Genomic DNA, 21,267 nt, shown 5'->3' on the forward strand with positions numbered 1-21,267 from the left:
TGCCCGCCGGTATGGCGGGCATTTTCGTTGGGCTCAATATCGGAAGCGCTCAGGCGGCGAGGTCGTCTGCCTCGGTGCCCTTGAACATCTTGGCAAGGTTCAGGAAGCAGATCATGCCGTTTTCGTTGGCGATGATGCCTTCGGAGAAGGACTTGTCGAACGAGGCGGAGATTTCCGGCACCGGCTGAACCTGGCTCGAGGGGATGGTCAGGATGTCGGAGACGCGATCGACCAGCATGCCGATCACCATGTTGTGGACTTCGGCGACAACGATGGCGCTGCGTTCGTTGGCGACGGTGCTCTTCATGCCGAGCTTGAAGGCGAGGTCGATGATCGGGATCACCGAGCCACGGAGGTTCATCACACCGATGACGTCAGCCGGCGCATGCGGGATTGGCGTCGATGGAGCCCAGCCGCGGATTTCGCGGATCGTCGTCGTCTTGACGCAGAATTCCTGGTCGTGAAGACGGAAGGCGATGATTTCGAGGGTGTCGCCGCCGAAACTTGTAGAGCTGATCGGTGTTGCCATTAGAATTCTTCCCAACTTTCCTGAGCCTGAGCAGTAGCGACTGCGCCTGTCGTCGCACGGGCGACCTTTGCCAAAAGAGCCCGCGCCGGCGATGCGACTGGCCGGGCGGCAGGTTTGGTGTCTACTCGCGCTAACTTCACTGTAGCGGAAGAGTGTTGCTCAAACCTAAACTGAGAAACAAGGTTTCGCAGGGTTTCTGCTTCCCGCGCCAAGCTGTGGCTGGCGGCCGTTGTTTCCTCGACCATGGCCGCGTTCTGCTGCGTATTCTGGTCCATGGCGTTGACCGCCTTGTTGATCTCTGCAAGACCTGTTGCCTGTTCTCGCGATGCCTCGACAATAGCCGAGACATTGCGATTGATATCCTGCACCTCGACGACAATTTGCTGCAGCGCCTTGCCGGTTTCGCCGACCAAGGCCACGCCATTGCGGACATGCTCGCTAGACGTCGTGATGAGGGTCTTGATTTCCTTGGCGGCGCTGGCAGATCGCTGCGCCAGTTCGCGGACCTCTTGCGCCACGACGGCGAAGCCTTTGCCGGCTTCACCCGCACGAGCGGCTTCGACACCGGCATTCAAGGCCAAAAGGTTGGTCTGGAAGGCAATGTCATCGATCACACCGATGATGTTGCTGATTTCCTTCGAGGAGTTCTCGATCTGGCCCATGGCGCCAATGGCCTTGGTGACCACTTCTCCGGAGCGTTCCGCGCCCGTCTTCGTCTTGGCGACAAGGCTTCCGGCTTCGGCTGCGCGTTTTGAACTGTCGCTGACAGTCTGGGTTATCTCCTCCAGGGCTGCCGCGGTCTGCTCGATGGCGGCGGCCTGCTGTTCGGTGCGCTTGGCGAGTTGGTCCGACGCCGATTGTATTTGCGTCGAGCCGGAAGCGATGGCGCCGGTGTTTTCGCCGACAACGCTCATCGCACGACAGAGCTTTTCCGCCGCATTGTTGAAGTCAGTGCGGATCCGCTCCAGTGAGGGGATGAATGGCTTATCCAGGCTGACCATGAGATTGCCGCCGGAAAGCTGCTCCAGCCCGACAGCGATGTCTTCTACGGCGCGCACCCGCTCGGTGATGTCGGTTGCGTATTTGACGACCTTGAACACCTTGCCGTTCATGTCGAAGATCGGATTGTAGGAGGCCTGGATCCAGACCACCTTGCCGCCTTTGCCGATACGCTTGAATTCTTCTGCGACGTATTCCCCGCCTGACAGCTTGCGCCAGAAGGCGCGATAGTCTTCGCTCTTGATATAGTCTTGATCGCAGAACATCGCGTGGCTCTTGCCCTTGATCTCGGGCAGGGTGTAACCCAGCGTGGTCAGGAAGTTTTCGTTGGCGGTCAGGATCTCGCCTGATGGCGTGAACTCGATGGAAGCCTGGACGCGACAGATGGCTTCGAGCTTGCCGGCATCTTCGGCACATCTAAGCTTTGCCGCGGTAATGTCAGTGGCGAATTTGACGACCTTGTAGGGTTTGCCGCCGCGCGAGACCGGATTGTAGGAGGCCTGTATCCAGACTTCCTTGCCATCCCTGGTGATGCGCTTGTATTCGCGTGCATCGAAGGTACCACGCGCCAGTTGCGCCCAGAAATCTCTGTACTCCTGGCGCTGCGTGTAAGCCTGATCGCAAAAGATGCGGTGATGCTTGCCGATGATGTCCGAGGCCTTGTAGCCAAGGAGGGAACAGAAATTCTCGTTGGCCGCAAGGATGTTGCCCTGAAGGTCGAATTCGATAATGGCCTGTGACTTGCTGACGGCAGCAAGGATCGCCTGCGCGTCCGGAGCGAACGCGGATAAAATGGACATGGATACCTCTTTCTCAGATACCGCAGCGCTGTGGTCTTCGGGTGCAGCATCCACTCTCAAGCGAGAGTGACAATTTTTCTTGACACAAGTCTCAGCAAAAATTGTTAAGCCAGAGTTTACAACGTGAAGCCTTGGCGCCTAAATATATAATAAAACTATTCCGTACTAATATATCGATCCCAGCATCTTCGCGTCTTCTAAGATACTGAAACTTTTGATTGTTTATGTGTGCGATCCAAGCGCAAAAGCCGCAGCTTCGTTTTACTTGAGATGGCTAGGCTGGTCTGGTCAGGCGGTCCAGAACCCGGCGACCGAATAGGCTGGCTGTCAACTCCACGAGAATGCGCGCACTTTTTCCGCGATCATCGAGAAACGGGTTGAGTTCGACCAGGTCGAGCGAAGAGACCAATCCGCTGTCGTGCAGCATCTCCATGATGAGATGCGCTTCACGAAAGGTGGCGCCGCCCGGCACAGTCGTGCCGACGCCGGGTGCGATATCGGGATCCATGAAATCGACGTCGAGGCTGACATGCAGGAGCCCGTTTTCGGCTTCCACCTTAGCCAGGATGGATCGCATGATGGCCGCCATGCCCAACTCGTCCACGGCGCGCATGTCGAAGACCACCACGCCGGATGCCTGGATCTGCTCGCGTTCATGGTCGTCCACGGAGCGTATCCCGACCTGGTAAACACGTCGTGGGTCTACGAAGGGCCTGTTTGCCGGCAGGATGGGCGCGAATTCGGCCTGGCCGCAAAAGAATGCCACGGGCATGCCATGCAGGTTGCCGGAGGGGGAGGTGTCGGGTGTATTGAAGTCCGCATGGGCGTCGAGCCAAACCACAAAAAGCGGTCGACCAAGTACCGCCGCATGGCGCGCCATTCCCGAAACACTGCCCATGGACAGGCTGTGATCCCCTCCCAGGATGACTGGAACGGAGCCAGAGGCGGCGGCCTCAAAGGTCGCCTGCTCCAGCGCACGCACCATCGCGCCGACGGTGGAAAGATTATGGGCATTTTCGTGGGTGGGCAGATCCGTTGCCGGCTGCGGCTTCAAGTCCCCCTGGTCGCTCACCCCATAGCCGAGGCTGGACAAGGCCTTCCACACACCGGCAATACGCAGCGCTGCTGGCCCCATGGCGGCACCCTGCTGGCCGGAACCCTCTTCCAGCGGCACACCGATCAAGGTTACGGCTTTCGACATATTGCTCATCGGTAAGTCTCCTGTCCGGTGGGGCCGCATAATTCCGCCATGGCCTGTCCTGGAAAAGAGGCAATGCTGGCAGAATCGACTGATGTTTGATCAGTTTGTCAGGTCCTCATGAAAAAATGTTCGGCCGACCCCTGGCGATCGACCGATCAGTATTCCTTTTCATAGAAGATGCCGCCGCCACCACCACCGGCGCCAGCCTCACCTTTCAGCTTCAGGCCGCGGCCAATGTCCAGATTGATGACGGCTTTTGCACCGCTGGTGCTGTCCTGCTGCACTTCGAGATAGGTGCGGTCGTTGAGATACTTGCCCGCCGTTACCCGTGCATTGCCTCTCTCATCGGTGCCGACATCGAGATCATCGACGCCAAGGCCGCTTCGCAGGCTTTGGAACAGCGAGGTCGAGCGCCCGCCGGCCAGTTGGCTGACGCTATCGGCCAGCTGGGCGATCTGCAGGGGGGACAGTTTCGCCATGGATTGGCCGAAAATCAGCTGCGCAAGAATCTCGTCCTGGGGCAGGGCCGGCGATGAGGAGAAGCTGATTTCCGGATCGTTGGCGGGGCCGGAAACACCCACCGTGATGGTGGTCGCACCCGAGGTCGTGGTCGCTGTCATCTCCAGGATCGGGATCAGCGCCCCGCCGAAGGTGATCGTCGCGCTGGTGAATTCGAGCCGCTTGGTCAGGATCGACAGCCGTCCGCGGCGCAGCGTGAAGGCGCCCGATACCTCTGGCGCTGCGGCGGTGCCGCGGATTGTCAGCGCTCCGCCCAGTTCGGCGTCGACCCCGCGTCCGCGGACATAGATCTGCGAATTGGCGTCGATGCGCAGATCGAGGCCGATCTGGCTGCCGCTGCCGTTGCTTTCCTTGCGTGTCACGTCTGCCAGCTGCGCCTTCACCTTTGCCGGCGCGTTGCGGTGGGTCACATCCAGCTGGGCCAGGGATGGCGGAAGCCGTTCCGGAATGGTGATCGATGTCTTGTCGAGCGTTACCGCTCCCGAGAGCACCGGTGAGGACAACAGCGGTCCCTGCAGGCGCAAAGTACCGCTGGCCGTTGTGGCGAGCATGGTGCCGTCGACATAGCTCGCCTTGTCCAGGATGAGCGAGATGTCTGCGGGAAAGCCCGCGGCCCTGATATCGATCGTGCCGCTGCCGCTGATGCCGCCGCCACTGGCGAGCGATCCGCTGAGGCCAGAGATCGTCACGCGGTCGCCTTCGAGCCGAGCGTTGAAGCCCAGTCCTTCGATCGCCAGGTTTCGCCTGACATCGACAAGCCTGATGCCGTTAGCGCTGATGCTGGCTGCGATCGCTGGCGCGGGCAGGTTGCCGGAAATGCTGGCCGTCAGATTGCCCGAGCCTTCCGCCGTCAGGCCTTGGGCGGCAAGCTGGGATGCAACGAGGGCGAAGGGAACGGAACCATTGAAGTTCATCTGGATGGCGCGCGCGCCCGTGAGCGACAGGTTCCCGCCGCCCCGGACGGACAGCCCGCTTGCGCCCGACAGCGTTAGATCGACCTGCAGCCGGTCACCGGCAAAGGTTCCATTCGCGGCTACGTCGACAGGCGGCAGTCCTGCGGACCGAAGTTGGGTGACGGAGCCGGCGCTCCAGTTGAAGCGATAGTCGACATTGGGACTGGTCAGGCTGCCGCGTGCGGAAACCTCGCCTGATATCGTGCCCGTGGCGCCGAGTCCCGGGGAAAAGGTATCGGCAATCGCGGCTGGTAAGCCTGAGAGGGTGCCCGTCAGGTCAAGCGTTTCGCCGGCTTTGCCACTGAGCCTGATCTGGCCGCCACCGGCGGACAAGGCCAGTTCGGCGATTTCGGCCGTGCCATCGGCGATCCGAACGGAGGTCGGTTTCGTGAGCGAAATCGCAATGCCGCGCGGTGCTGCCTGGAAAGAGGCGATATTGGCCAGGATCGCTGTTCCCTGCTGTTCCACCGATGCCTTGGCGGTCACCGGTGCGTTGTCGTAGCGCGCCGAAAGGTCGAGATCGGTTGTCGAGCCGCGACGGGTGAAGGCAAGCGTTGGCGCGTCCACACGATTGGCGCCGACGGACAGGGCCGAGGCTTTGACGGTTCCGTTCGCGGCAAGTGCGGCCAGATCCGAGATCGCGAGCGAGATCTCCGGCTGCGTTAGACTTATGTTATCCCGTCGCAGGCTGGTGCCGGCCGCCGAGATGGAGACGGCCATGGCATTGCCCGAGCTATCGACACGGACATTGCCCTTGAGGTCGCCCTCGGCGCGTTGCCCCGCCAGGGCGGCCAGCAGGCTGATATCGGGGAAGTCAAAGGTGACGGCGCCATCCGGCCGGAAGTTGGCATCCAGCCGAAGGGCGCCGCTCAGCTTGTTGGGGCCGACGGAAAGCGAGAGATCGGGGATGACGGTGCCACCATTTTCCGGGCGCAGCGTTGCCGCAGCATCGATCGGCTTGCCGTCGATCTGGCCCGAGGCGGCGATCGTGGCGGCAAGCGCGTTGGGGTCAGCCGTACCGCTGGCGTCGAGCGTCAGCCCATCCACCTGATAGCCGGCCATGCGAATCGTATCGGTGGTGGCCTTGGCCGTCACGTCCAGCGACTGCAAGGGACCCTCGGCCGAAACCGTGACGTTGGCGGCGCCTTGTGCGTCGGGCAGAAGCTGGCCGAGTTCGGGGACGGTGCCCTGCAATTCCGTCTTGAGAATGCCTTCGCCAAGGGTCGCGCTACCCGTGGCATCAAACAGGCTGGATCGGATGACGACATCGGAAAGGGCGACGGTGTCCGGGCGCTGGAAGCTGACGGCACTTGAAAGCGCGATGGTCCCGGTGAACTTTTCTGCGATGGTGGGTGGCAAGACACCCGGCAGGGCGAACAGTTTCACGGTGGCGTCTACGCTGCCATTCACGAGATCATATTCGCCGGTGCCGGAGCCGCCGATGCTTGCGCTTTCGATGGTCGCTTCGGCAAAAGCGATGCGCTCGGGCGAAACGGTCAGGGGCGCCTTGATCCGCGCCGGAGCCTTGATCGCACGGTCCACAGCTTCCTCGGTAAAGCGGCTGCGGGCAATCGCGGCATCGACCATCACCTCGCCGCTGCGGGTCGAGAGGTTGAAAGCCGCGCTTGTGGCGGAGAGGGAGACGCCTTCAAGACGGCCTTGCGGGTGTTCCGCAAAATCAAGGTCCGCCTTGAGGTCAAGCGCCACGGCGTCTGCCGGGCCGATAACGGAGAGGCGCAGATCGGATATCGCGGTCTTGAGCGCGCCTTCGGCCAGCGGCCATTCGAATGGCACCGCGCCATTCAACCCCTTGGCATCGATTCTGAGATCGTTGGTGCCTGTGGGGTCGTAGCGGCCGGTCGCGGCAAGGCTGAGGCTTGCTGTCGTCAGTATTCCCCGCTCGATGTCGAGTTGGCCTGTATTGCTTATGGATGCGGCGAAATCGATGCCAGTATCGCCCTCAAAAAGGGCTCGTACAGTGGGCGGCAGCAAGGCATCGAAACGACCGTTGCCATTTGCCGTGACCTGCCGCAAGCCGGGACCGAGGATCTTGTGGGTCGCCGCCAACGACAGCGTCGGTCCGTCCGTAATGGAGGCTGTGAAGGTTGCCTTCCAGTCCGACAACGGGCCTTCGCCCTTCAGTGTCATGCCGAAAGCAGGCTGGCCGGGCAGGCGCAATAAGCCGGACAGTGTGCCGCCCTGCGGTTCCTGCAGGGCCAGATCGAGATCCAGCCGGTTGGCGGCGGGTACATAGGCGAGATCGGCGTTCAACCGCGCGCCCACTGCTGCAAGCTCGGTTGCCGCGATGCTTGAGATGACGGAACTCTCGTCGATTGCGACGGATCCCTTGAGCGACAGCTCCATCCGCCGTCCTGCAAGCGCCTGGCCCACGATTGCCCTTCCGATCTCGACACGGTCGATGTCCACCCGGATCGGCAGGAGTGAACCTTGGTTATCGGTAGTGCTTGCGGCTTCATCCGCCCTTGGCGCGCGCGTCACCTCGACCGTGGCGGCGGTTATCGCGCTGGCCTTGAAAACGCCGCTCAGCAGCGCTTGCGGCGACCAATCAATCACGACCTCCGTCGCTTCGGCATAGATGCTGTCCGCATCGCCGATCTGGATGGAGGGTAGGCGCAGGTGCCCTGTCAGCAGCGGGCCGGGCGGCGCCAGCGCAATGGTGCGGTTCTCATTGGATAGCAGCTTCACGGCCAGCGAAGCGACGATATTGCCGCCGGCCGTGGTATAGCCGCCCAGCAGGAAGATCGCGCCGGTAAGCACAACCACAGTCAGCACCAGAAACGCGATGATGCGGAAGATGTGCCTGAAGATGCGCGTGAGAATTTTCATGCTAGCTGCTGCATTCCCTTTATGGCCCTGATGCCATTGGTGTCCGAGAGCCGATCCCCGGACCTAGAAACTCTGACCGATGCCAGCGTAAATCCCGTATTGGCTGCCACCGGGATAGCGATCCAGGGGAACGGCGAAATCGAGGCGGATCGGCCCGAACGGCGTCGCGTAACGCAAACCTATGCCGGCACCCATCCTGATATCCGAGAAATCGGGATAATTCGCGGCAGCGACCGTTCCCGCATCGATAAAGGGCACGATCCCGATCGAATCCGTTACCTTGATACGCGCTTCCAGCGAGCCCAAGGCATAGGAGCGTCCGCCGGTGGCGTCTCCCTTGGAATCATAGGGCGAGATTTCTTCATAGGCGTAACCACGCACCGACCCGCCGCCGCCGGCGAAGAAGCGGCTGGTCGCGGGAATGTCGGCCAGGCTGCCGGTGTCGAACAGGCTGCCTGCGGCCACCCGGCCCGCGAAAACGACCCGGTCTTCCGCTCCGATGCCATAATAGGCAGAGGCCGAGCCTTCGAACGAGGCGAAAAAGGTGGATCCGTATATGTCATAGCTCGGCGTGGCATTGGCGCTCAGCCGATAGCCTTCCGTGGCATCCAGGGTATTGTCTCTGGTGTCCCTGATGTAGTCGAACGGTGCGGAAAACGTGAGGTAGCGTCGCCGTCCAAACGCATCTTCGATGTCGGCCCATTGCAAGGAGACACCGCCCGAGACGGTGTCCACATCCGTGATCTCGTATGACAACGAGGTCAGGCCGGTGATCGAGGCCACGTCGTAGGAGGTCGTGTCCTGCGTGGCTGCCTTTATGCTGGCATTCAGGGTGGCTTCCGGAAAGAAAGCGCCCGGCTTGCTGAAAATGATGCCGGCCGCATAATCCAGCTCTTTCAAGTCGCGCGTATCGCCAAGCCGGCCGACAGAGCCCTCGATCCGCAGGGATTCGGCATTGCCGAAGAGGTTACGGTGGCCCCAATAGCCCTCAAGCCCCAGCCCATCGATGCTGGAGACCGTAGCACCGACGCCGAAATAGCGATGTTTGCCCTCGGAGACCTCGATCTGAAGCGGCAGCGAGCCGTCTGCGGCCAGCTCTTCGGCTTCCCGGATGGTGACGCTGGAAAAGACCCCGAGCTTGCGCAGACGCTCTGCACTCTTGCGGATCTGCTCCGGCGCGTAACGCTCGCCCGGACGAAGGCGTGAATACCGTTGGACGAAGCCGGAATTGACCTTTTGCGTGCCCGTAACGGAAACGTCGCCAAGATTTGCAACCGGGCCGGATTTGGCAACGATGGTGACATCAAGGGTTCGCGTCTCGTGATCCGCGACGACATCGCGGGAGGTGACGCGCGCCATGGGGCGGCCTTCCGCCTTCAGATCGGCAACGATTCGGTCGCCTGCTTTCAGGATATTCAGGGAGCCAGCATCGCCGCCTGGCACCAGGTCGTAATCGGCGGGATCAAGACGTGCCGCATCTTCCTTCAAGGCGATATTGCCCAGCGTGAAGACAGGCCCGGGCTGGACTCTGATTTCAACCGGGATCGGGCCTGAGCGGGTAAATTCGGGATCGGGGGGCAGGTCGTTGATATCGGTACCATTGACGGTCACCGTGACGGTGCCGCCGTAGCGCGCGTTCTCATAGAGTGCGGCCACCAGCCTGTCGCGGTCGTCGCGGGCCTTGATGACAAGACCGAGATCGCCCGATGCCGGCGTTCCTTCGTCGCGCTTCAACAGCGAGCTATTGTTCAAAGCTTCGGTGAGCTTTGTATCCGCATCGCTGGTATCCAGACGAATGGAATATGGAACGGGATCGATGACCTCGACATCGGTCTCATTCTTGTCGCCGAAGAGCGTGATGCCAAAAATGGTGAGCGCATGCGCTGGACTGGCCCAGCCGATCGGTAGGGCAAGGCACAGCAAGGCGGACAGAAGCAGACCTGTCTTAGAAAACGCAATACAATCGTTCGGTCTCGTCGTCATATCCGGCATGCACAGCTTTTCGTTTGCCGACATTGATGGCGCCTGATGTGCCACCCTGTGGTCCGAACCTAACCGCAAACGCGCGGCAAAGGAAATTGTTCAAACAAAAAAGCTAAAATTGCAGCGACGATGCGGCCGGTTAAGGCCGCATCGATAAGCAAGCCCGCTATCAGCAGCGGTCGATGTAGCGACGGCCATAACGGTCACGATAGTAGCACTGGCCGGGCTGGTCGGCGACATTGCCGATGACGGCGCCGGAAACACCGCCGATGGCCGCGCCAACGGCTGCGCCGCGTACGTCGCCCGTGATTGCTCCGCCGATGATCGCGCCGGCGCCGGCGCCGATTGCGGCGCCCTTTTCAGTCTGGGTGCAGCTTGTGATCGCCAGTGCGACCAATACCAACACGAGGGCTTTCTTCATGTTTTCTCTCCACTGATTTTCTTTGTCAGACAGCGTCCGCGTCCAGTGCCCCGATGAATCGGAAAGCGCCCTTCATGCCTTCGGCTGTCCCCGCGATTGGGGAGAATATATTTCGTCGCGCGAATGTCCACGGCCCCCATCTGAAATTGCCTAATGGTTTCGCCTCTGTGTGCGTGAAGTCACAAGACATGCCCGCCGTTGCTGCATTGCAGCATGCAAAAATCGCAGAGCGCACCGAAAGTAGTTGTTGATCCCTTGCTTAAAAAGACAAATGATATCGCCGTGTCAGGGAGAGACACGAGGAGGATCAACATGGCAAAAGTGACGCTGACGGTGAATGGCCGGGCGGTGAGCGGCGAATGCGAGGACCGCACGTTGCTCGTGAATTTCTTGCGCGAAAAGCTCGCTCTGACGGGAACGCATGTGGGATGTGACACCACGCAATGCGGTGCTTGCGTCGTCCATATGGATGGCAAGTCCGTGAAGAGCTGTTCTGTCCTGGCTGTCCAAGCGTCCGGGTCGACGGTCACGACCATCGAAGGACTTGCGTCGGGCGGGGAGCTTCATCCCGTGCAGGCGGCCTTCAAGGAGCATCACGGTCTACAATGCGGCTTCTGCACGCCCGGCATGGTGATGACCGCGGTGGACATGATCAACCGCCATGGCGGTGCGCTGGATGAAGCGACCGTGCGGCACGAACTGGAAGGCAATATCTGTCGTTGCACCGGCTATCACAACATCGTGAAAGCCGTTCTCGCTGCCAATGCGGAGATGCATGCAGGTCGCCAGGCCGCTGAGTGAGGCAATAGCCAGTAGGCAGTAGGCATTAGTTCACGCGACATCGCGGCCACATTGCCTCAAATCCTACTGCCTACTGCCCATTGGCTACTGCCTAATCCTGTCCCCTATCCCTATTCTCTGGAGGAGATGAACATGGGTATTGAAGGAATTGGCGCGCGTGTGGCGCGCAAGGAAGACAAGCGCTTCCTGACCGGCAAAGGCCGGTATACTGACGACATGATCGCTCCCGGCATGAAATATGCCTATTTCGTGCGTTCGCCGCACGCCCATGCCAAGATCAGGAGCGTTGATGCCAGTGCCGCGAAGGCCATGCCCGGCGTCATCGATGTTCTCGATGGCAAGCAACTGCTGGCTGACGGCATCGGAAACCTGATCTGCGGCTGGATGATCCACTCCAAGGATGGATCGCCGATGAAGATGGGAGCCTGGCGGCCCCTGGCCCACGAGACCGTTCGCTATGTCGGCGATGCCGTGGCAATCGTCGTGGCGGATAGTCTGGGCGAGGCACGTGATGCGGCGGAAGCCGTGGTCGTGGAATATGAGGAGTTGCCCGTCGTTACCAGCGCGGTTGCAGCGCTTGAAGCTGGCGCGCCAAAGCTGCATCCGGAAGCGCCTGGCAACCTGATCTACGACTGGGAGATCGGCGACAGCGCGGCGGCCGACCAGGCGATCGCCGCTGCCGCTCACGTGACGGAAATCGAGATCCACAACAACCGCCTGTCGCCCAACCCCATGGAGCCGCGCGCGACGCTTGGCATCTATGATTCGGCCGAGGATCACTACACCTGCTACACAACAAGCCAGAATCCGCATGTGGCCCGGCTCGTGATGAGCGCCTTCTACAATGTCGCGCCCGAAAACAAGCTCCGCGTGATTGCGCCCGATGTCGGCGGCGGCTTCGGGTCGAAGATCTATATCTATCCCGAAGAAATCGTCTGTCTCTGGGCGTCGAAGAAGACCGGCGTACCGGTCAAGTGGACCTCCGACCGCACGGAAGCCTTCCTGACGGACGCCCATGGGCGTGACCATGTATCCAAGGTCAAGATGGCCTTCGACAAGGACAACAAGGTCATCGGCCTGAAGGTCGACACGATCGCCAATCTCGGCGCCTATATGTCGCTATTCTCGTCGTCGGTGCCGACCTATCTCTACGCAACCCTGCTGTCGGGCCAGTATGCGATCCCGGCGATCCATTGCAATGTGCGGACCGTCTATACCAATACGGCGCCGGTCGATGCCTATCGCGGGGCAGGGCGGCCGGAGGCCACCTATCTGCTCGAACGGACGATGGAAACGGCGGCACGCGAGCTTGGCGTGTCACCTGCAGAACTTCGCCGGCAGAATTTCATCCGCACCTTCCCCTACCAGACACCCGTGATCATGAATTACGACGCGGGTGACTATGAGGCCTCGCTGGAGGCTGCGATGGCCGCCGCCGATTGGAACAGCTTTGCCGCCCGCAAGGCCGAAGCGGCCGGACGCGGCAAGAAGCGCGGCATCGGCATGAGCTGCTATATCGAGGCCTGCGGCATTGCGCCTTCGGCCGCCGTTGGTTCGCTTGGTGCGGGTGTGGGCCTCTGGGAATCGGCCGAGGTCCGCGTCAATGCCGTGGGAACTGTCGAGGTGCTGACCGGTTCGCATAGCCATGGCCAGGGTCACGAGACGACCTTCGCGCAGCTGGTCAGCGAGCGGCTCGGCATGCCCTTGGAAAACATCAACATCGTGCACGGCGATACCGACAAGGTGCAGATGGGGATGGGCACATACGGGTCGCGCTCGGGCGCGGTCGGCATGTCGGCCATCGTCAAGGCGCTCGACAAGGTCGAGGCGAAGGCCAAGAAGATCGCCGCCCACCTCATGGAGGCGGACGAAAGCGATATCGTCATCGAAAATGGCGAGCTGAAGGTGGCGGGCACGGACAAGTCGCTGCCGTGGTTCCAGGTGGCGCTGGCGGCCTATACGGCCCACAACCTGCCGGCCGGCATGGAGCCGGGTCTGAAGGAAGGGGCGTTCTACGACCCCTCAAACTTCACCTTCCCGGCGGGCTGCTATATCTGCGAGGTGGAGGTCGATCCGGAGACCGGCAAGACCGATATCATCCAGTTCGTGGCTGCCGATGACTTTGGCAATATCATCAACCCGATGATCGTCGAGGGACAGGTCCATGGCGGTATCGCCCAGGGGATCGGCCAGGCGCTGTTGGAAGGGGTCCACTACGACCCTAAAACGGGACAGCTCCTGACGGCCAGCTACATGGACTATGCCATGCCGCGCGCCGACGACCTGCCGTCGTTCCAGGTGTCGCACCAGAACACGCCATGCCCGGGCAATCCGCTCGGCATCAAGGGCTGCGGGGAGGCCGGCGCCATCGGCTCGCCGCCGGCGCTGATGAATGCCATCACCGATGCCATCGGCAACAACCAGCTCAACATGCCGGCCACCCCGCTTGCGGTGTGGAACGCCATGCAGGCCAGTCACTGAACGGGAGGGACGACCATGTATTCAACAAGTTACCATCGTGCGTCCTCGCTGGAGGATGCAGCAAAGATGATTGCCGGCGCCGAAGACGGAAAATTCGTCTCCGGCGGTCAGACGCTGATTTCGACATTGAAGCAGCGGCTGGCGCAGCCGAGCGACCTGATTGACCTGCGCCATGTCAGTTCCTTGAAGGGCATTTCGGTCGATGGCCGCAGTGTGCGAATCGGTGCGGGGGTCACCCATGCCGAAGTAGCCTCGTCCACGGCAATTGCGGCTGTCTGTCCGGCACTCTGCCATCTCGCCGGCTTGATCGGTGACCCGCATGTTCGACACATGGGCACGATTGGCGGGTCGATCGCCAACAATGATCCGGCCGCCGATTATCCTGCGGCCATGCTGGGTCTCGGGGCAACCATCATCACCGACCGGCGGGAGATCGCCGCCGATGACTTCTTCACCGGTCTGTTTGAAACGGCGCTGGAGGAAGGCGAGATCATCACCGCCGTTGCGTTCACGGCGCCTGACAAGGCGGGCTATGCCAAGTTTCCCAATCCCGCGTCCCGCTATGCCATGACCGGCGTATTCGTGGCACAGGTCGGGAGTGGCGCGCGTGTCGCAGTCACCGGTGCGGGTTCCGACGGTGTGTTCCGGCATGGGGGCTTGGAAGCGGCGCTGGCTTCCGGTTTTAACCCGGATGCCCTGGCCGGCGTTACGGTCGAGACGTCGGGCTTGATGGAAGACATGCATTGCAGCGCCGCCTATCGTGCGAACCTCATCAAGGTGATGGCGAAACGGGCGGTCGCGGCCGCCTGATCTCCAGAATCACTTGCCTTGATACAAGGGGCGATTTCGGTCGCCCCTTGGTATTTCCAAGGCATTTTCAGCTTGCTTGACGCAGATCAATTTTTGACCGGAAGGGATCGGTTAGCTATTTTCTGGAAAGATTCAAAAACGCGCGCCATTTGTCGCAGTTTAGAACGAATTTACATTCCTGGGGTTGACCGCATGCGCCGGTGGCCACAATAAGGAAACAAAAGGCTGGAGTGCGGCGATGGATTTCGAGAGTTTCTTCAAAAGCGAGTTGGCGGGGCTCCACGAGGAAGGCCGCTACCGCGTTTTTGCTGACATCGAGCGCCAGAATGGCAATTTCCCAAAAGCGACCCGCTACACCAATAACGGCACGCAGGATGTGACGGTCTGGTGTTCCAACGACTATCTCGGCATGGGCCAGAACCCGATCGTGACCGAGGCGATGAAGCAGGCGATCGATCACTGTGGCGCGGGTGCGGGAGGCACCCGGAATATTTCTGGCACCAACCACTACCATGTTCTGCTGGAGCGCGAACTTGCCGATTTGCATGGCAAGGAATCGGCGCTTATCTTCACCTCCGGTTACGTATCGAACTGGGCGGCGTTGGGCACGCTGGGCCAGAAGATTCCGGGCCTGATCATTTTCTCCGACGCGCTGAACCACGCCTCGATGATCGAGGGCATTCGCTATGCGAAATGCGATCGCGTGATCTGGAAGCACAATGACCTGAAGGATCTGGAAGCCAAGCTGGCTGCCGCCGATCCCAAGGCGCCGAAGATGATTGCCTTCGAATCGGTCTATTCTATGGATGGCGACATCGCGCCGATCAAGGAAATCTGTGATCTGGCCGACAAATACGGCGCCATGACCTATCTGGACGAGGTGCATGCGGTTGGCATGTATGGCGCGCATGGCGGCGGTATCGCGGAGCGCGAAGGCCTGATGCATCGCCTGACAGTCATTGAAGGCACGCTCGGCAAGGCCTTTGGTGTCATGGGCGGCTATATCGCAGCTTCGGCCGCGCTTTGCGACTTCGTCCGCTCGTTTGCGTCGGGTTTCATCTTCACGACCGCGCTGCCGCCGGCGCTTGCGGCTGGTGCGCTGGCTTCCATTCGTCATCTGAAGTCGAGCCAGATCGAACGCTTCGCCCATCAGGAGCGTGTGCGGCGGCTGCGGTCCATGCTGGATGCCCGCGGCATTCCGCACATGGTCAATCCGAGCCATATCGTGCCTGTCATGGTTGGCGATGCGGCCAAGTGCAAGTGGATCTCGGACCTGTTGCTCGACAATTGCGGCATCTATGTCCAGCCGATCAACTACCCGACGGTGCCGAAGAAGACCGAGCGCTTGCGCATCACGCCAACGCCGCTGCACAGCGATGCCGATATCGACCACCTGGTCGGCTCGCTGCACCAGCTCTGGTCGCGTTGCGCCCTGGCGCGCGCTGTCGCCTGACACCAGTCGACGATTTCTTGGAAGACGAAGCCGCCCTTGTCAGGCGGCTTTTTCGATTCGGCTGACCACGTCGGTTGCCCGCTGGCGGGCTTCCGCATCGGCGTGAAAGACATCCTCGATAGTCAAAGCCGCGCCGTGGCCGACCATTTCGTCCATGACCGCCTCGGCCACATCCGCCATCGCAAGGAAGCCGATGCGGCTATCGCAGAAGGCCTGGAATGCGGTCTCTTCGGCGGCATTCATGACGGCGCCTTGCAGGCCGCCGCGCTCCAGCGCGGTGCGCGCCAGCCGCAAGGCCGGGAACCTGACGGCATCGGGCGCCTCGAAATCGAGCCGGGCGAGCTTGGCGAAGTCGAGCCGCTCGACATTGAGGGCAGGACGACGGGGATGGGTAAGCGCGTAGCCGATCGCCGTGCGCATGTCAGGGCTGCCGAGCTGGGCGATGACCGAGCCATCGGAATAGCCCACCATCGAATGCACGATGGACTGGGGGTGGACGATCACCTCAATCTGGTCGGGACGAACATCAAAGAGATGCTTGGCCTCGATCATCTCCAGCGCCTTGTTGAACATCGAAGCACTGCCGACGGAGATCTTCAGCCCCATGGACCAGTTGGGATGGCTGCGCGCCGTTTCCACCGTCACATTGGCCATCTGTTCGCGACTGTATGTGCGGAAGGGACCGCCCGAGGCCGTCAGCACAATGCGCTCCAGCGCATGGCGTTGATCGGCCTCTAGGCATTGGAAGATCGCGCTATGCTCGCTATCGACTGGGATGAGCCGGCCACCGCCCTGCCGGACGGCGGAGACGAAAAGGTCGCCGGCGGAAACCAGGCATTCCTTGTTGGCGAGCGCAATATCGGCGCCCCGGGCTGCGGCGGCAAGGGTGGGCGCCAGGCCCGCTGTGCCGACGATGGCAGCCATGACCGTATCGGCGTCACGGGTTGCGGCCTCCAGAAGGCCAGACCGTCCGGCTGCCACCTCGATGCCGCTGCCGGCCAGTGCGTCTTTCAGCGCCTGATAGTGCCGTTCGTCTGACGTGACGGCCAACTGGGCGCGATGCTGCCGGGCTTGGTTCGCCAGCAGCGCGATATTGCCGTGGCCGGTGAGCGCCACCACTTCGAAATTTTCGTCTGCACGAAGCTGCTCGACGACATCGAGCGTGTTGCACCCGATGGAGCCGGTTGAGCCGAGGATCGTCAACCGACGCGGCGCCTTGCTGTCAGAGGTCATGGAAAATCCAGAGATGTCTGCCTTTCCCCTAGCGTCTACAAGGGAATAGCCGGGGCAGCAAGCTCAAGCTTAAATAAGGGCGTTTCAGACGCCGCCAGACTGCTGACAAACCCGTCGATTTTCTCGGCGGGTTTTTTGCGTTTCTTGGAGCTCACGCTCAGGTGGTGTTTTGAGCGATGTTGCGGTGCAGTTGGAAGGGGGGTGAGAGCCTTTATCCGCAGGCTGTCTTTGGGGCTTTGGTCATCGCGGTGGCGATCTTCTTGATGTTTTGGGCGCTCGCTGCCAGCAGGCATTGCCACCTGACCTTGATGAGACCGCGGAAGCGGGCGTAGCGGTGGCCGTGTAGCTGTTTGGCATCGGCGAAGGAGCGTTCGACCGTCTCCTTTCGTCTTTTGTAGATCGCCTTGCCCCAGGGCGTCTTGCGATTGGCGTCGGTGCGATCGCGGGCGTCTTGCCAGACATGGCGGGTGATGGTCCGCTCGGCTTTGGCGTTTGAGGTGCACGACGCCAGAAGCGGGCAGTCGCGGCACAGGGATGGGTCAGAGCGGTAGTGCTTGTAGCCGTTACGGTCTGTGGTGGCGTAGGTGAGCAACTGGCCTTCAGGACAGCGGTAGCCGTCGGTATCGGGTTCGTAGACGAACTTCGATTGGCGCATCATCCCGTCCTTGGGCGGGGTCGGGTTGCGATAGCCGGTTACGCCCAGGATGCCTCTGTCCTCCAGCCCCTTGGCGATGCCTGATGTGGCATAGCCTGCATCGAGCCCCACAGCTGCGACATCCAAGTCGAAGCGCTCACGCTGCCGGTCGAGCCGATCCAGATAGACGATACTGTCATGCACATTGGCCGGCGTCACATGGGTGTCGGTGATGATGGCATGGCTGCCATCAACCGTGCGATGATCGAGATAAAAGAAGCCCTTGGGCTTGCCGTCGCGCACCATATAGCCGCTGTCCGGGTCTGTGCGGCTGACCTTGGTTTCCTTGACCTCCGGCTCGCGCTCCTTGTCCTTCAACGGCGTCTGGCCATGGGCGGCGCGTTCGGCCTCAATCGCCCGGTCGAGATCAGCCCAGTAGTCGGCCCGCGACTTCTGGAGCATCTCAAGATCATATTTGCCCTTGTTGGCATTGGCCTTCAGATGCGTGGAATCCGTATAGAGCACGGTGCCATCCACCAAGCCGTGGCCGATCGCCTGCTCCACGATCGCATCGAAGATGTCCTGGGCGACGGACGTGTCGTTGAAGCGGCGGCGGCGGTTCTGGGAAAGCGTCGAGGCATCGAAGACTGGGTCGGTCAGCTTCATCCGCAAGAACCAGCGATAGGCGACATTCACCTCGATCTCGCGCACCAACTGCCGCTCGGAACGCACGCCGAACAGGTAGCCCAGAAACAGCGCCTTGAACATCAGCGTCGGGTCGAGCGGCGGGCGGCCATTGTCGGCGCAGTAAAGGCCGGCAACGCGATCATGGATGAAGGAAAAGTCGATCACTGCATCGATCTTGCGAAGCAGATGATCTCTAGGCACCAGGCTGTCGAGCGTCACCATCTCGACAGCCGTCTGTTCGGGAGCAGGTTTCTTCAACATGTCCCAGTGAATCATAAACCCCTGGATGTGGCCAGGGGTTTGTCAGCAGTCTGAGGGCGTTTCAGACGCCCCTAATGCTATTATCGGTGCGCAACTCGGAAGATGACGCTCTGCCTATCCCTAGAGATAGGCGCGAGCCTCCATGTACCAGTCGACGAAGGCCTTCACGCCCACGTCAAGCGTGGTTTCCGGCTTCGATCCGGTCAGTGCAACCAGCAGATCGGGGCTGGCATAGGTGCGTGGCACGTCGCCCTTCTGCATCGGCAGCATTTTCCGACGGGCTGGCCTGCCGATGATCTTCTCGACCGTTTCCACGAAATCGAGCAGGCCTACGGGCTGGCCGCCGCCGATATTGACGACGCGATACGGCGCCTCATGGGAGAGCGTGTCGATCACCCCTGACTTTTCAACCCGCGTCTCCGGCAAGGGCACCACGTGGGACAGCTGGATGATGGAATCCACGAGGTCTTCCACGTATGTGAAATCCCGGCTCATCTTGCCTTCGCCGTAGATTTCGATCTCGTCGCCGTCAACGATCGCCTTCACGAACTTGAACAGAGCCATATCCGGCCGGCCCCAGGGTCCGTAGACCGTGAAGAAGCGGAATGCGGTCGTCGGGATCTTGTGCAGATGGGCATAGCTATGCGCCATCAGTTCCGTGGCCTTCTTCGTTGCGGCGTAGAAGGTAAGTGGTTCATCGGTCTTGTCGGATTCGCGGAACGGGATCGACGGGTTCGCACCATAGACGGACGAGGTCGATGCCAGCATCAGATGCTTGACGCCGACATCCTTGGACAGTTCAAGAATGTTCCAGGTGCCGGACAGATTGGAATCCAGGTAGGCCTTAGGATTTTCAAGGCTGTAGCGAACACCGGCCTGAGCAGCCAGGTGCACGATCACATCAGGTGCGTCGCCCGCAATGGCCTTGTCGAGGGCTGCGCGCTCCTCCAGCATCCCGATGCTCGGCTTGAATGCGGGGAACTGATTGAGGGCGGCGTGCCGCGCCTCCTTCAGCTTGAGGCTGTAGTAAGGGGTCATGCCATCGAAACCGATGACCTCATGACCCTCCTGCAGGAGCTTGCGGGCCAGATGGAATCCGATGAAGCCAGCCGTGCCCGTGATGAGATACCGCATCAGGCATCGCCTCCGGCGCGACCGACGCCATGATATTCGAAGCCGTGGCGGGTGACTTCGGTCTTCGGATAGACATTGCGCAGGTCAACCAGCAGCGGATTGTTCATCGTGGCCTTCAGGCGACGGAAGTCCAGTGCACGGAAGGCATCCCATTCGGTGACAAGAACCAGCGCATCGGCCTTCTCGGAAATGCTGTAGGCATCCTGGCCATAGTTGACCGGACCGAGCAGATCGCGTGCCGCTTCCATGCCTTCCGGATCGTAAGCATGGACTTCCGCACCATTGTCCTGCAGGGCCTGGATGATGGAGATCGACGGCGCTTCGCGCATGTCATCCGTGTTCGGCTTGAATGTCAGTCCGAGGATCGCGATCTTCTTGCCGCGCACGGACCCGCCGCAGGCGGCAATCACCTTGCGCGCCATGGCACGCTTGCGATTGTCATTGATCGCGACGGTGGTTTCGATCAGACGCATCGGGCTTTCGAAGTCCTGCGCGGTCTTGACCAGAGCCAAAGTGTCCTTGGGGAAGCAGGAGCCGCCGTAACCGGGACCGGCATGAAGAAATTTCTCGCCGATGCGCTTGTCCATGCCAATGCCCTTGGCCACCTTCTGTACGTCGGCACCGACGCGTTCGCACAGATCGGCGATCTCGTTGATAAAGGTGATCTTCATCGCCAGGAAGGCATTGCCGGCATACTTGATAAGCTCCGATGTCCGGCGCTCGCAGAAGAACAGCGGTGCTGCGTTGAGCGACAGCGGACGATAGACCTCCTTCATCACCTCGATGGCGCGCTCGTCCGTCGTTCCGATGACGATGCGGTCCGGGCGCTTGAAGTCGTCGATGGCCGCGCCTTCGCGCAGGAATTCCGGGTTGGACACGACAGCGATGTCGGCCTCGGGATTGGCTTCGCGGATCACGCGCTCCACTTCGTCACCGGTGCCGACAGGAACAGTCGACTTCGTTACGACAACTGTGAAGCCGGTGGAGGCCTGTGCAATCTCGCGGGCTGCAGCATGGACATAGCTCAGGTCGGCATGGCCATCGCCGCGACGGGACGGCGTGCCGACTGCGATGAACACCACATCGGCATCCTTGACGGCGGCGGCAAGATCCGTCGAGAAGGAGAGGCGGCCAGCCTTGTAGTTAGACTCGACCAAGGCATCGAGGCCCGGCTCATAGATCGGGATCACGCCATTCTTCAGGGCCTCGATCTTGGCTTCGACCTTGTCGACGCAGATCACGTCGTGCCCGAAGTCTGCAAAGCAAACTCCCGATACAAGACCAACATAGCCGGACCCAACCATCGTTATACGCATAGCTTCTCTCAAAAAATACTTGCGGAGGATAGAAGCGGAGGAAGCCCCACGCTCCGTGGCGTTGTATGTCCCGTTTCACGTCGCATATTTTCAGCTTGAAAAAAAGCGAATATTGCAGGTGCGAATAGCCGGACGCCAAATGTCGTTAATTCGAAGGTCTGGAAAAATTGCCCTGCTACCTGTTCGGCAGATGGCATGCGCAGGC

At 60.8% G+C, this 21,267-nt stretch carries 14 protein-coding genes; 4 read left to right on the plus strand and 10 right to left on the minus strand.

All coding sequences use genetic code 11. The annotated features are described in order from the left end of the window. Positions 1-49 precede the first annotated feature (49 nt). From B9A97_RS09930 to B9A97_RS09955, 6 genes are all read right to left on the minus strand, one after another. Positions 50-529 carry a chemotaxis protein CheW gene (locus tag B9A97_RS09930; protein WP_084365169.1) on the minus strand — a complete coding sequence of 160 codons (480 nt, stop codon included), beginning with the start codon at positions 527-529 and terminating at the stop codon, positions 50-52. Continuing rightward, positions 529-2,328, minus strand: coding sequence for a methyl-accepting chemotaxis protein (locus B9A97_RS09935; RefSeq protein ID WP_084365170.1), 1,800 nt, complete (start codon positions 2,326-2,328; stop codon positions 529-531). Before B9A97_RS09935 ends, B9A97_RS09930 begins: the two co-directional genes overlap by 1 nt. Before the next feature lie 274 nt (positions 2,329-2,602). Continuing rightward, positions 2,603-3,538, minus strand: a complete 936-nt coding sequence (gene rocF / locus B9A97_RS09940; RefSeq protein ID WP_084365171.1) for an arginase — start codon at positions 3,536-3,538, stop codon at positions 2,603-2,605. A 146-nt stretch (positions 3,539-3,684) separates the two neighbouring features. Further along, positions 3,685-7,848: a translocation/assembly module TamB domain-containing protein gene (locus tag B9A97_RS09945; protein ID WP_084365172.1), complete on the minus strand. Its 4,164-nt coding sequence runs from the start codon at positions 7,846-7,848 to the stop codon at positions 3,685-3,687. A 63-nt stretch (positions 7,849-7,911) separates the two neighbouring features. Further along, positions 7,912-9,864, minus strand: coding sequence for an autotransporter assembly complex protein TamA (locus B9A97_RS09950; RefSeq protein ID WP_244564171.1), 1,953 nt, complete (start codon positions 9,862-9,864; stop codon positions 7,912-7,914). A 136-nt stretch (positions 9,865-10,000) separates the two neighbouring features. Further along, positions 10,001-10,252, minus strand: coding sequence for a YMGG-like glycine zipper-containing protein (locus B9A97_RS09955; protein WP_084365173.1), 252 nt, complete (start codon positions 10,250-10,252; stop codon positions 10,001-10,003). A gap of 312 nt (positions 10,253-10,564) precedes the next feature. On the opposite strand from B9A97_RS09955, the gene B9A97_RS09960 reads away from it, so the two are divergent. From B9A97_RS09960 to hemA, 4 genes are all read left to right on the plus strand, one after another. Beyond that, a complete protein-coding gene (locus tag B9A97_RS09960; protein WP_084365174.1) occupies positions 10,565-11,053 on the plus strand; it encodes a (2Fe-2S)-binding protein in 489 nt (162 codons plus the stop codon). 132 nt (positions 11,054-11,185) lie between these two features. After that, a complete protein-coding gene (locus B9A97_RS09965) occupies positions 11,186-13,534 on the plus strand; it encodes a xanthine dehydrogenase family protein molybdopterin-binding subunit (RefSeq protein ID WP_084365175.1) in 2,349 nt (782 codons plus the stop codon). A 15-nt stretch (positions 13,535-13,549) separates the two neighbouring features. After that, complete coding sequence (locus B9A97_RS09970) at positions 13,550-14,344, plus strand: FAD binding domain-containing protein (RefSeq protein WP_084365176.1); 795 nt, start codon at positions 13,550-13,552, stop codon at positions 14,342-14,344. A 238-nt stretch (positions 14,345-14,582) separates the two neighbouring features. Next, positions 14,583-15,797, plus strand: a complete 1,215-nt coding sequence (gene hemA, locus B9A97_RS09975) for a 5-aminolevulinate synthase (protein ID WP_084365177.1) — start codon at positions 14,583-14,585, stop codon at positions 15,795-15,797. A 39-nt stretch (positions 15,798-15,836) separates the two neighbouring features. Here hemA and dxr read toward each other — a convergent pair whose 3' ends face one another. The 4 genes from dxr to B9A97_RS09995 all read right to left on the minus strand — a co-directional run bounded on the left by dxr (position 15,837) and on the right by B9A97_RS09995 (position 21,062). Then, complete coding sequence (gene dxr / locus B9A97_RS09980) at positions 15,837-17,030, minus strand: 1-deoxy-D-xylulose-5-phosphate reductoisomerase (protein ID WP_084365178.1); 1,194 nt, start codon at positions 17,028-17,030, stop codon at positions 15,837-15,839. 211 nt (positions 17,031-17,241) lie between these two features. Further along, positions 17,242-18,612 carry an IS1182 family transposase gene (locus tag B9A97_RS09985; protein WP_084365179.1) on the minus strand — a complete coding sequence of 457 codons (1,371 nt, stop codon included), beginning with the start codon at positions 18,610-18,612 and terminating at the stop codon, positions 17,242-17,244. 120 nt (positions 18,613-18,732) lie between these two features. Beyond that, positions 18,733-19,746 (minus strand): NAD-dependent epimerase/dehydratase family protein, encoded by a 1,014-nt coding sequence (locus tag B9A97_RS09990; protein WP_084365180.1) that lies wholly within the window; start codon positions 19,744-19,746, stop codon positions 18,733-18,735. Continuing rightward, complete coding sequence (locus B9A97_RS09995) at positions 19,746-21,062, minus strand: UDP-glucose dehydrogenase family protein (protein WP_084365181.1); 1,317 nt, start codon at positions 21,060-21,062, stop codon at positions 19,746-19,748. Before B9A97_RS09995 ends, B9A97_RS09990 begins: the two co-directional genes overlap by 1 nt. Positions 21,063-21,267: the final 205 nt, after the last annotated feature.

This window comes from Rhizobium sp. RU36D (assembly GCF_900176345.1).
In the GTDB taxonomy this organism is placed as follows: Bacteria; Pseudomonadota; Alphaproteobacteria; order Rhizobiales; family Rhizobiaceae; genus Allorhizobium.